Source organism: Paraburkholderia sp. MM5482-R2 (genome assembly GCF_050436125.1).
GTDB classification, from domain to species: Bacteria; Pseudomonadota; Gammaproteobacteria; order Burkholderiales; family Burkholderiaceae; genus Paraburkholderia; species Paraburkholderia tuberum.
Genome location: NZ_JBNDLP010000002.1, coordinates 3152249 through 3164832 on the forward strand (window position 1 = coordinate 3152249; position 12584 = coordinate 3164832).

11 protein-coding genes and 1 tRNA gene are annotated in these 12584 nt (G+C 62.1%); all 12 read right to left on the bottom strand.

Annotated elements, in window-relative coordinates:
* Window positions 1–36: 36 nt before the first annotated feature.
* Window positions 37–453 carry an integration host factor subunit alpha gene (locus OKW37_RS17300; protein WP_090800976.1) on the bottom strand — a complete coding sequence of 139 codons (417 nt, stop codon included), beginning with the start codon at window positions 451–453 and terminating at the stop codon, window positions 37–39.
* Window positions 454–522: 69 nt separating this feature from the next.
* A complete protein-coding gene (gene pheT, locus OKW37_RS17305) occupies window positions 523–2958 on the bottom strand; it encodes a phenylalanine--tRNA ligase subunit beta (protein ID WP_429405055.1) in 2436 nt (811 codons plus the stop codon).
* 160 nt (window positions 2959–3118) lie between these two features.
* A complete protein-coding gene (gene pheS / locus OKW37_RS17310; RefSeq protein ID WP_008918800.1) occupies window positions 3119–4132 on the bottom strand; it encodes a phenylalanine--tRNA ligase subunit alpha in 1014 nt (337 codons plus the stop codon).
* A gap of 159 nt (window positions 4133–4291) precedes the next feature.
* Window positions 4292–4651, bottom strand: coding sequence for a 50S ribosomal protein L20 (rplT, locus tag OKW37_RS17315; RefSeq protein ID WP_006052502.1), 360 nt, complete (start codon window positions 4649–4651; stop codon window positions 4292–4294).
* A 29-nt stretch (window positions 4652–4680) separates the two neighbouring features.
* Window positions 4681–4878, bottom strand: coding sequence for a 50S ribosomal protein L35 (gene rpmI / locus OKW37_RS17320; RefSeq protein WP_006052501.1), 198 nt, complete (start codon window positions 4876–4878; stop codon window positions 4681–4683).
* A gap of 258 nt (window positions 4879–5136) precedes the next feature.
* Window positions 5137–5661 (bottom strand): translation initiation factor IF-3, encoded by a 525-nt coding sequence (gene infC, locus OKW37_RS17325; protein WP_075643713.1) that lies wholly within the window; start codon window positions 5659–5661, stop codon window positions 5137–5139.
* A gap of 49 nt (window positions 5662–5710) precedes the next feature.
* Complete coding sequence (gene thrS / locus OKW37_RS17330; protein WP_184063685.1) at window positions 5711–7618, bottom strand: threonine--tRNA ligase; 1908 nt, start codon at window positions 7616–7618, stop codon at window positions 5711–5713.
* A gap of 254 nt (window positions 7619–7872) precedes the next feature.
* Window positions 7873–7949: transfer RNA gene (locus OKW37_RS17335), tRNA-Val, on the bottom strand.
* 105 nt (window positions 7950–8054) lie between these two features.
* On the bottom strand, window positions 8055–10298 hold the full coding sequence (locus OKW37_RS17340) for a RelA/SpoT family protein (RefSeq protein ID WP_184063682.1): 2244 nt from the start codon (window positions 10296–10298) through the stop codon (window positions 8055–8057).
* Between the two features lie 69 nt (window positions 10299–10367).
* Window positions 10368–10721, bottom strand: a complete 354-nt coding sequence (locus tag OKW37_RS17345; RefSeq protein ID WP_184021856.1) for a RidA family protein — start codon at window positions 10719–10721, stop codon at window positions 10368–10370.
* A gap of 97 nt (window positions 10722–10818) precedes the next feature.
* Window positions 10819–11715: an alpha/beta fold hydrolase gene (locus tag OKW37_RS17350; RefSeq protein ID WP_429405052.1), complete on the bottom strand. Its 897-nt coding sequence runs from the start codon at window positions 11713–11715 to the stop codon at window positions 10819–10821.
* Window positions 11716–11942: 227 nt separating this feature from the next.
* Window positions 11943–12584: a CoA transferase subunit B gene (locus OKW37_RS17355; protein ID WP_184021841.1), complete on the bottom strand. Its 642-nt coding sequence runs from the start codon at window positions 12582–12584 to the stop codon at window positions 11943–11945.

Below are 12584 nucleotides of genomic sequence, written 5' to 3' on the forward strand. Positions count from 1 at the left end.
CAGTTAGCCGTGATGGGTTGCCCGAAAGCGCGCCAGTCAATCAGCGCGCGAGAAGCTCGCTTCGGCGCCGTTTTCGACGAGCGCCTTCAGTTTTTGACTTGCATGAAACGTCACCACGCGACGTGCCGCAATCGGAATCGCCTCGCCCGTCTTCGGATTTCTGCCGGGACGCTGCGGCTTGTCGCGCAACTGGAAGTTGCCGAAGCCCGACAGCTTCACGCTGTCGCCGCTCTCGAGCGCATCGCGGATCACCTCGAAGAACGCCTCGACCATGTCCTTCGCTTCCCGCTTGTTGAGCCCGACATTGTCGAACAGCAACTCGGCAAGTTCCGCCTTGGTGAGTGTCGGCGTTTCATTGGAAACGACGGCGGATGATGTCGGAATATCTCGAATCATGGCGCTGCGTTGCGCCGTAAGAAGGGCTTCGAAATCACTCGAGTTCATTTCATTCATATCTATCAAATGGCGCGCCAAGCGTAAAACAATGGATGCGGAAACAGCCGTGCAATTGTTAAATGCGGGTTATCCGCGCAACCGTGCGCCATATACTCGAGCTAGACGTTCCACCAGAGTTTGAATAGCCAGATCGACCGTTTCATCCTGAAGGGTTCCGCCAGTATCTTGCAAGGTCACCCGGAACGCAAGGCTTTTCTCGTGCGCGGCCAGACCACCGGAAGTGTTTGATTTTGGACGAAATTCGTCGAAAAGTGCAACCTTCTGGACAGCCTTGCAGGCCGGTTCGGACTGGGCCTTCTGAAGCTCGTCGAGCAGCGCCTGAACCTCGATTTTCTGATCGACGACCACCGCGATATCACGTCGTACCGGCGGGAATTTTGAAACTTCCGACGGAATCGGCAATACCCGTTGCATTAATGCTTCCGCTTCGATTTCAAACAGAATCGGCGCATGCGACAAATCATATTTTTGCATCCAGCGCGGATGCAATTCGCCAATCCAGCCCACCGCGCGACCATTCAATTCGATCCGCGCGCTGCGTCCCGGATGCAGCGCAGGATGCTCGGCCTGTACGAACCGCGCGAGCGCCGGTGCGACCAGCGCTTCGAGGTCGCCCTTCACGTCGAAGAAGTCGACGGCACGCGTCGGTGCGCCCCACTGCTCGTCGAGCGCGGGCCCATAGGCGAGCGCGCCGATCATCTTCGGCTGCGCGAAACCTTCGACGGTCAGCTCGCCGGCCTTGATCGACGGATCGTGCAGGAATACGCGACCTGCTTCAAACACGCGCACGCGGTCCGCCGCGCGACGGTTCAGATTCGTGCGCAACACATGAATCAGGCTGCCGAACAACGTCGTGCGCATCACCGACAGCTGGCTCGCGATCGGGTTGATCAGACGCACGGGGTTGCTGTTGCCTGCGAAGTCCTGCTCCCACTCCGCGTCGACGAAGCTGAAGTTCACCGTTTCCGCGTAGTCGCGCGCTGCGAGCGCATGACGGATCGCGTGGATGGAGCGTTGCGTCTCGTTGGTCGCGCGCATTTCGCTGGTCGCGACCGGCGGGCGCGCCGGAATCTTTTCGAAGCCGTGGATACGCGCGACCTCTTCGATCAGGTCCTCTTCGATTTCGATATCGAAGCGGTACGACGGCGGCATCACCGAGAACGTATCGCCGTCACGCTCGAACGAGAGGCCGAGGCGCGTGAAGATCTGCGCGATTTCATCGACACCGATCGCGACGCCGATGATGCGGTTCGCGCGCGAAACGCGCATCTTCACGGGCGCGCGCTTCGGGACGTTGACGATCTGATCGTCGACCGGACCCGCTTCGCCGCCGCAGATGTCGAGGATCAGCTGCGTGATGCGCTCGATATGATCGACGGTCGTCGCGTAGTCGACGCCGCGCTCGAAGCGATGGCCTGCATCGGTCGAAAAGTTGTACTTGCGCGAGCGACCACGAATGCTGTCGGGCCACCAGAACGCGGCCTCGAGATAGATGTGGGTGGTGTCGAGCGTGACCGCGGTGCTGTCGCCGCCCATGATGCCCGCGAGGCTTTCGATATGCTGCTCGTCGGCGATCACGCCGACCGTTTCGTCGAGCTCGACCGTGTTCCCGTTCAGCAGCTTCAGCGTTTCGCCCTTGCGGCCCCAGCGTACGTCCATGCCGCCGTGGATCTTGTCGAGATCGAACACGTGCGACGGACGCCCCAGCTCGAGCATCACATAGTTCGAGATGTCGACGAGCGCGGAAATGCTGCGCTGGCCGGAGCGCTCGAGACGCTCGACCATCCATTGCGGCGACTTCGCGCGCGCATTGACGCCGCGGATCACGCGGCCCGAGAAACGGCCGCACAGATCGGGCGCGGAGATTTTCACGGGCAGCGTTTCGTTGAGCGCGACCGGAGCCGGCTTGATTTCGAGCGGACGCAGCGGCGCTCCGGTAATCGCCGACGTTTCTCGCGCGACGCCGAATACCGACAGACAGTCGGCCTTGTTCGGCGTCAGCTTGATTTCAAAAACGGTGTCGTCGAGATTGAGCGTGTCGCGGATGTCCTGGCCGATCGGCGTGTCTTCCGGCAGGATCATCAGACCGCTGTGATCTTCGGAGAGCTTCAGCTCGCGCGCCGAGCACAGCATGCCCTGGCTTTCCACGCCGCGCAGCTTCGACAGCTTGATCGCGAACGGTGCGCCGCCCTCTTCGGCCGGCGGCAGTTGCGCGCCGACCAGCGCGACCGGCACCTTGATGCCGGGCGCAACATTCGGCGCGCCGCACACGATGTTGAGCGTCGCGCCGGTGCCAGCGTCGACCTGACACACGTTGAGCTTGTCCGCATCCGGGTGCTTGACGACTTCCAGCACCTGGCCGACGACGATCTTCGAGGTCGGCGGCGCGGCCGTCCGCAGGTCTTCGACTTCGAGACCCGCCATCGTCAACGCGTGCGACAGCTCGTCGGTGGTCAGTTGCGGATCGACAAAAGTTCTGAGCCAGGATTCCGGAAATTGCATGGTTCTGTGTACGTTGTGATCAGGTTAGGTCCACGTCCGGCAGATGCTTCGTAAAGCCCGGTGGTCTTGCGCCGGTTCAGCGAGCTCTGCCGGGGACGCTCGCGGCGCGCACCAGGTGCGCTGCCGCGATTTATGCTTCGTCGCGCTCGCGCGCGCCGGGTCACGCGAATTGACGCAGGAAACGCAGGTCGTTTTCGAAAAACAGGCGCAGGTCCTGCACGCCGTAACGCAGCATCGTGAGACGCTCGAGGCCACTGCCGAAAGCGAAGCCGATGTAGCGCTCCGGGTCGAGACCCATGTTGCGGATCACAGTCGGATGCACCTGGCCGGAGCCTGAAATTTCGAGCCACTTGCCCGCGTTCTTGCCCGTTTCGAACTGCATGTCGATCTCGGCCGACGGTTCGGTGAACGGGAAATACGACGGACGAAAGCGCACGAGAATGTCGTCGCGCTCGAAGAATTTCTTCAGGAAGTCGGTATAGACGCCCTTCAGGTCCGCGAAGCTGATGTTCTCGTCAATCCACAGGCCTTCGACCTGGTTGAACATCGGCGAATGCGTCGCGTCGCTATCCACGCGATACGTGCGGCCCGGCACGATCACCTTGATCGGCGGCGTGTTGGTGCGCGCGTAGCGCACCTGCATCGGGCTCGTATGCGTGCGCAGCAACAGCGGGCGGCCGTCGGCATCCTTGCCGTCGACGTAGAAGGTGTCCTGCATCGAACGCGCCGGATGGTTTTCCGGGCTGTTCAGCGAGGTGAAGTTGTACCAGTCGGTCTCGATCTCGGGGCCGTCGGCCACGTCGAATCCGATCGTACGGAAAATCTGTTCGACGCGCTCCCAGGTGCGCATCACCGGGTGCAGGCTACCTGCATTGGCGCCGCGGCCCGGCAGCGTGACGTCGATCGCTTCAGCAGCGAGACGCTGGTTCAGAAGTGCGTCGGCGAGCGCCTGACGACGTGCCGTCAGCGCGGCCTCGACCTGTTGCTTGACGAGGTTGATCCGTGCGCCTTCGGTCTTGCGCGTTTCGGGATCGAGCTTGCCAAGGCCCTTCAACAGCTCAGTCAGCGCACCCGCCTTACCGAGAAAGCGCGCTTTCTCGTTCTCGAGGGTGGTGACGTCGGGGGCTTCTGCGAAGGCTTTTTGCGCGTCGGCGACAATCTGGTCCAGATCCATTGATCCCATCATTTCAACGTCAGTGTTCTATCGAAACAAAACTGGTTCTACCAACAAAAACGGGGCTCGGTGAGGAAGCCCCGTTTTTGTTGCAGCGTCACCGAGACTACCGGATGTTCGCTGCAACGAACCACGCAGTTTTAATTGCCAGAAGCGCAATCAGGCTGCAACGGCGGCTTTCACCTGCTGAACGATCGCAGCAAAAGCAGCCTTGTCGAACACAGCCATGTCGGCCAGCACCTTACGGTCCAGTTCGATCGACGCCTTCTTCAGGCCGTTGATGAACACGCTGTACGTCATGTCGTGCTGACGCACCGCCGCGTTGATACGCGTGATCCACAGTGCGCGGAACACACGCTTCTTGTTGCGGCGGTCGCGGTAGGCGTATTGGCCTGCGCGCATGACCGCCTGCTTGGCGATGCGATAGACGTTATTGCGACGGCCGCGGTAACCCTTGGCCAGCTTGATGATCTTCTTGTGACGGGCCCGTGCGGTAACCCCACGTTTTACTCGAGGCATGTTTCGCTCCTATGAGTGTCGGTTAAGGGTTAAGCGAACGGCAGCATTGCGCGAACGGAGTTCAGATCGGAATCATGAACTGCCGTGGAGCCGCGCAGATGGCGTTTGTTCTTGGTGGTCTTCTTGGTAAGAATGTGACGCTTGAAGGCCTGACCGCGCTTGACGGTACCGCCCGGACGCACCACGAAGCGCTTTGCAGCGCTCTTCTTGGTCTTCATCTTCGGCATGACAACTCCATTATTAGATGGACATGGGTGTGCGGTCGGCCAGATGGCCATTTCCCGCCCTTCGAAACCCATTCCACTTGGTATGCAGACCGCCGATACCGCCAGCGGCCGCTTTTCGGGAACCACTGCGCACTTGCATGCGCGACGTTCCGAAACCTTCCGACACCAAGCCGGACACCCAGCACAGCATCAAACAACCTTGCGCCGCCGGAGCGCGCGCCACATGGCACGCCGTCGCTCCGGCCAACTGCTTCGCGCTTACTTCTTTTTCTTCGGAGCGAGCACCATGATCATCTGGCGCCCTTCCATTTTCGGCATCTGCTCGACCTGACCGACTTCGTCGAGGTCGGTGCGCAGGCGTTCGAGCATGCGCATGCCGATTTCCTGGTGAGCCATTTCGCGGCCCCGGAAACGCAACGTGATTTTCGTCTTGTCGCCGTCTTCGAGGAAGCGGACGAGGTTGCGCAGCTTGACGTTGTAATCACCGTCGTCGGTACCTGGGCGGAATTTGACTTCCTTGACCTGGATGACCTTCTGCTTGAGCTTGGCCTCGTGTTGCTTCTTCGCTTCCTGGTACTTGAACTTGCCGTAGTCCATCAAGCGGCAAACCGGCGGAACCGCTTGCGGAGCGATTTCGACCAGATCTACGTCCTGCTGTTCCGACATGCGGAACGCATCAGCGAGTTTCACGATGCCGAGCGGTTCGTTCTCGACGCCGACCAGTCGCACCTCGGGTGCTGTAATTTCACCGTTGATGCGGTGCGCAGACTTATCAGTAGCGATGTTACGTTTCCTCTAAAAATTAAAAAAAACGAGCCGGGTACCAAGTGGCTCAGTTGAACGACTGCACGTCCTGGCGCAGACGCTCAATGAAGGCGTCAACAGGCATTACACCCATATCGACACCACCACGGGCACGCACGGCTACCGTTTGCGCTTCACGCTCCTTGTCGCCGACCACCAACAGGTAGGGGACCTTTTCCAGCGTGTGCTCGCGTATTTTATAGCTAATCTTCTCGTTGCGCAAATCGGCCTCGACTCTAACCCCTTGTTTTTGCAACGATTGGGCTAGCGCCTGCGCGTATTCGGCCTGACTTTCCGCAATATTCATCACTACGACCTGCATCGGCGCGAGCCAAGCGGGCATTGCACCAGCATGGTGCTCGATCAGAATCCCGAGGAAACGCTCCATCGATCCGACGATCGCCCGGTGCAGCATGATCGGGCGACGGCGACTGTTGTCTTCGGCAACGTATTCGGCACCCAGCCGCTCCGGCAACACCATGTCGAGCTGCAGCGTACCGCACTGCCACGAGCGGCCGAGCGCGTCCTTGATGTGATACTCGACCTTCGGGCCGTAGAATGCACCCTCGCCGGGCAACTCTTCCCACGTGACGCCGCAGGCCGTCAGCGCATCGCGCAGTCCCTGCTCCGCGCGATCCCAAGTTTCGTCGGTGCCGGCGCGCGCATCCGGGCGCAGTGACAGCTTGATCTCGACGCTATCAAAGCCGAAGTCGCGGTAGACGCTCATTGCCAGCGTGTTGAACGCGATCGATTCGCTGATGAACTGATCTTCGGTACAGAAAATATGCGCGTCGTCCTGCACGAAGCCGCGCACACGCATCAGTCCATGCAGCGCGCCCGACGATTCGTTGCGATGGCACGAACCGAACTCCGCGTAACGCAGCGGCAGATCGCGATACGAGCGCAGACCGTGATTGAACACCTGCACGTGACCGGGGCAGTTCATCGGCTTGATCGCGTAGTCACGCTTTTCCGATTCCGTCGTGAACATGTTTTCACGATAGTTCTGCCAGTGGCCCGAAGCTTCCCACAGCGAGCGGTCCATGATCAATGGCGTCTTGATTTCCAGGTAGCCGGCGTCGTTCACGCGACGGCGCATGTACTGCTCGACTTGCTGCCACAGCGTCCAGCCGCGCGGATGCCAGAACACCATGCCCGGCGACTCGTCCTGCATGTGGAACAGGTCGAGCTGCTTACCAAGCTTGCGATGGTCGCGCTTCTCGGCTTCTTCGAGCATGTGGAGATACGCTTCCTGGTCTTCCTTCTTCGTCCAGGCCGTGCCGTAAATGCGCTGCAGCTGCTCGTTCTTCGAGTCGCCACGCCAGTACGCGCCCGCGACTTTCATCAGCTTGAAGACCTTCAGCTTGCCGGTGGACGGCACGTGGGGGCCGCGGCACAGGTCCGTGAAGCCGCCATGCGAGTACAGTTTGATTTCGTCGCTAGCGGGGATCGATTCGATGATCTCGGCCTTGTACTTTTCACCGATGCTCTTGAAGTACTCGACCGCTTCGTCGCGGGACACCACGCGACGCGACACCGGCTCATCCCTCTTCGAGAGTTCCTGCATGCGCTTTTCGATCTTTTCGAGATCTTCCGGCGTGAAAGGACGGTTATAGGAGAAGTCGTAATAGAAACCGTTGTCGATGACCGGGCCGATCGTGACCTGCGCTTCCGGGTACAGATCCTTCACCGCGTACGCGAGCAGGTGTGCCGTCGAGTGGCGGATGATATCGAGACCGTCTGCGTCCTTCTCCGTGACGATGGCGAGCGCCACGTCGTGATCGATCAGCATGGACGTATCGACCAGCTCCCCGTCGATCTTGCCGCCGAGCGCGGCTTTCGCGAGACCGGGGCCGATCGAGGCGGCCACTTCGGCGACGGTCACCGGATGCTCGTACTGTCGAACAGAACCGTCAGGCAAACGTATCGAAACCATTGCGTTCTCCGTGGTGCCGACCGGCGGCGGCACATACAACCAGGGTCAAAAAGATAAAAAAAATGCGGCCCCGCTTTCGAGGGGCCGCATTCACATTTTATGCAAACTTCACTGGCGAAAGTGGTCCTCGACTAGCGTCGTTCCGAAGTGGTTTCGGTCAACGTTCGCGGTGTCATAACCGTATTCGCCTTTTTGCGCTCAAAGCGCTTACTGCAGTTTGCGAAACCCCAGCGAGGCCGGAATTTCATTTTCGTTGGTAGGCTCGATTGGACTCGAACCAACGACCCCCACCATGTCAAGGTGGTGCTCTAACCAGCTGAGCTACGAGCCTGAAGAGACGAGAGTATATGGAGTATAGCGCGGCTTGGCAAGTACTTTTATGCAGCGACTTTAGTCCGTCGCGCCACTAGCAGGGCTTTTTCCAACCGCCCGCGCCTCAGTTCTTGCGCGTCGCGCGCACGACACCCGTGATCTCGCCCAGCAGCGTGCACGCGCGCTGAATCTGCGCGGAGCTCGACACCTCGACGGTAAATTGCATGAACGCGGCATTGCGGCGCGATTGCGTCTTTACGCCGATCACGTTCATCTTTTCCCGCGCGAATACTTCGGAGATATCGCGCAGCAGACCTTGCCGGTCCGTCGCCTCGATGCTGAGGTCGACCGGGTAGACGGAATGGCCGCGGCCGCTCATCACGTCCGCCGACCACGCCGTCTGAAGCACGCGCTCCGGCGCGCGCTCCGCCATCCGGCGGAACGTCGCGCAGTCGCTGCGATGAACCGACATGCCCTTGCCTCGCGTAACGAATCCGCAGATGTCGTCGGGCGGCGCCGGCCGGCAGCAGCGCGCGAGCTGGGTGAGCAACGCATCGACGCCGACCACCAGCACCCCCGTGGATGCGCCGCGCGCGACGCTCGCGCCGCTGCTGCGTTTCTCGAACTTCTCCGGCGCATCGACCTCGGGCTCGGGCGGCGGCGCATCGTGCAACGCCTGCTCGACGAGCCTCAGACTGAACTCCTCCTTGCCGACCACGGAGAACAGGTCGTCGGTGGTCTTGAAACCGAGCCGCGCGGCCAGTTGATCGAGATTGACCGAGGTCTTGCCTTCGCGCTGCAGGGTTTTTTCAACCATCGCGCGACCGTTCGCGATGTGCTCCTGTAACTCCACCGCGTTGAACCATGCGCGCACCTTCTGCCGCGCGCGCGGGCTTTGCAGATAGCCAAGTTGCGGATTAAGCCAGTCGCGCGACGGACCGCCCTCCTTCACCGCCACGATCTCGACCGTCTGGCCGTTCTGCAGCGGCGTGTTGAGCGGCACCATCGCGCCGTCGACGCGCGCGCCGCGGCAACGATGCCCAAGCTCGCTGTGCAGGTGAAACGCGAAGTCGATCGGCGTCGCGCCGTGCGGCAACGGAATCACGCGCGCCTGCGGCGTCAGCACGTAGATGTGATCGTCGTCGAGCGTGGCCTGGCGCAACTGCTCCCACGGCTGTGCCGAGCCCGCTTCGCCATGCTCGCCCTCGGAGACCTCGTCCTTCCACGCGAGCAACTGTCGCAGCCAGGCGATCTTCTCGTCGTATTTCTCGCTCGCGGTGAACGTGCCGCCATAGCCGCGCGCGCCCGCTTCCTTGTAGCGCCAGTGCGCGGCCACGCCGTATTCGGCGAAGCGATGCATTTCCTGCGTGCGGATCTGCACTTCGAACGCGCGGCCGTCGTCGCCGATCACGACGGTGTGCAGCGACTTGTAGCCGTTCGGCTTCGGCCGGGAGATGTAATCGTCGAACTCCTTCGGCACCGGCTGCCACAGGTTGTGCACGATGCCGAGCACGGTGTAGCAGTCCTTGATGTCCGGCACGATCACGCGAAACGCGCGCACGTCGTACAACTCGGCGAAGTCCAGCTCCTTGCCGCGCATCTTGCGCCAGATGCTGTAGATATGCTTCGGCCGACCGCTCACTTCCGCGCGGATATGCGCGGCGGCCAGCTCCTGCTGCAGGCGTTCGATCGCCTGCGCGACATAGCTCTCGCGCTCGACGCGCTTCTCGTCGAGCAGTTTCGCGATGCGCTTGTAGGTGTCCGGCTCCTCGAAACGGAACGCGAGGTCCTCGAGCTCCCACTTCAATTGCCAGATGCCGAGGCGGTTCGCGAGCGGCGCGTAGATATCGAGCGTTTCGCGTGCGACGTCGGGCGACGGCGTGAGCTTCGCGGCCGCGTAATAACGCAGCGTTTGCAGCCGCGACGCGAGGCGGATCAGCACGACGCGAATGTCCTGCGCGAACGCGAGCAGCATTTTGCGCAGCGCCTCGACCTGCACGCGGCGCGCAGCCTGCGCGTCACGCCCGGCCTCGGGCATCGCGTTTTGCGCCGCGCGCAAACTGACCGTGCCGAGCCGCAGCAGCTTGCGTACGTCGCCGACCAGTTGGGCGACTTCTTCGCCGAAGTCGTCGGCGATCACGCGCTCCGGATCGCGCAGATGCGGTGTCAGCGCAAACAGCGCAGCGGCCAGCACCGCCGGCGGATCGACGTTGAGCTTGCGCATGATCGACGCGGTGCCCGCCGCGTGATCCGCGAGCAATTCGCCCGACGACAGCCGCACCTCGCCCGCATGTTCGCGCACGAACGCCATCGCTTCGTCGAAGGAACGATGGGGATGAGGCGCGCTCGGAACGGTATCGGTGTTCATGGTGCGACGGCCCGCCGGGCCAGACGATTCAACGGAAAATCAACCACGGTGCTGCCGGACGGCCGCGACTCAGTTGCGCTGCGCCGCGATCACGACGATTTCGACGAGGCACTTCGGATTCGCAAGCTTTGCCTCGACGGTCGCGCGCGGCGGCGTGTCGCCCTGCGCGACCCACTCGTCCCACACGGCGTTCATGCCGGCGAAATGCGCCATGTCCGAGATATAGATCTGCACCGACAGCAACAGCGACTTGTCGCTGTTCGCTTCGGCGAGCAGACGGTCGATGTGGCCGAGCACTTCGCGCGTCTGGCCGGCGATGTCCTGATCGTCGTCTTCGGCGATCTGACCCGCGAGGTACACCGTGCCGTTGTGCACGGCCATTTCCGAGAGACGCTTGCCGACGTGATAACGAATGACTGCCATGAAAAGTCCTGAGCTGAGGGGTTAATCGAACTACGTCCCACACGACACTGCCGATGAAATCGTCATGCGGAACTCAATATTATGACGCGTTCGCGGCCTAACCGATGAAGAACTCCCTCGCGAGCGCGATCTGGTCCGCCGCCAGGAACGCCGGCGCATGCCCGACGCCGGCGATCTCCACGCTCGATGCGGCACGCGCGGTCGACACCATCTTCGCGACCGTTTCACGCGACAGCAAATCCGACTGCTCGCCGCGCACCACCAGCACCGGCCCCTGGAACGACGCGAGCGAATGCCACAGCGCCGCCTCGCCGAGCTTCGCCGCTTCCTCGGTGACCGCCGCGAACGGCTGCGCGATGCGCGGGTCATAGCGCAGCACCCATGCGCCGTCCTCTTCGCGCAGCAACGGCGTATTGATTTCGCGCCATTCGTCCGGAGTCAGCGGTCCGAAGCTCTGCGCGAGCTGCGCGGCATAGTCAACGCCCTGCTGCAGCGTTTCGAAGCGTGCGGGCTTGCCAAGGTAATCGCCGATGCGCTTGACCGCGACCGGCTCCAGATGCGGCCCGACGTCGTTCAGCAGCAGCTTGCGGATCGGCGTGTCCGGCAGGCCGGCGAGCCCCATGCCGATCAGGCCGCCCATTGAGGTGCCGAACCAGTCGACGGTGTCGACGTCGAGCCGCGCGATCAGTGTGACCATGTCGGCGACGTACTGCGGCACCGCGTATAAGTTGGGGTTCGCGAGCCACGACGACAAGCCCCGGCCAACCACGTCCGGGCACACCACGCGATAGGTGTCCGCGAAGTTGGCGGCGAGGCGGTCGAAATCGCGCCCCGATCGCGTGAGTCCGTGCACGCACAGCAACACGCGCGGATTGTCCGGGTCGCCCCACTCGGTATAGGCGACGCGATGCAGGCCGGCAGCGCTCGCGCACCGCACGTAACGTTGACGCGGCGCGGGCCGCCCGGTGGTGAAAGCGGAAGTCGTTGCGGTCATCTGGTGTCCTTGCAAAAACGCTGCGGATTGGGCTGCGAACGATTGTAAACCGCTTCGTCGCCCGGCAAGCATCGGCCAGAAGGCTTAGGAAGGTCGATCCAACCGTCCGGCGCATCCGCCGCCGCGCGCCAAAAACAGAACGGGCGAGACTCACGTCTCGCCCGTCCGGAACACACCGTTGCCGCCGCGCGGTCGCGCCGACGCGCGCAGCGGCGTTTCAAGCGGCGTCAGCTCACCGCGCTCACATCGAGCGGCGCGCCGGTTTTCGCCTTGATTTCGTCGACGCTCACACCCGGCGCGAGTTCGGTCACTTTCAAGCCGTTTTCGGTCACTTCGATCACGCCGAGATCGGTGATGATCTCGTCGACCACACCCACGCCCGTCAGCGGCAGCGTGCATTCTTCGAGGATCTTGTGCTGATCGCCCTTCGCGACGTGCTCCATCAGCACGACCACGCGCTTGACGCCCGCGACCAGGTCCATCGCGCCGCCCATGCCCTTGATCATCTTGCCCGGGATCATCCAGTTCGCGAGATCGCCCTTCCTGCTGATCTGCATCGCACCGAGAATCGCGAGATTGATGTGGCCGCCGCGAATCATCGCGAACGAATCCGCCGAAGAGAAAATCGACGAACCGGGCAGCGTCGTCACCGTTTGCTTGCCGGCGTTGATCAGGTCGGCGTCGACTTCGTCTTCGGTCGGCGACGGGCCGATACCGAGCAGACCGTTCTCCGACTGCAGCCACACTTCGACGCCCGCCGGCACGTGGTTCGCGACCAGCGTCGGCAAGCCGATGCCGAGGTTCACGTAAAAGCCGTCCTGCAGTTCCTTCGCCGCGCGCGCGGCCATTTCGTCACGAGTCCATGCCAT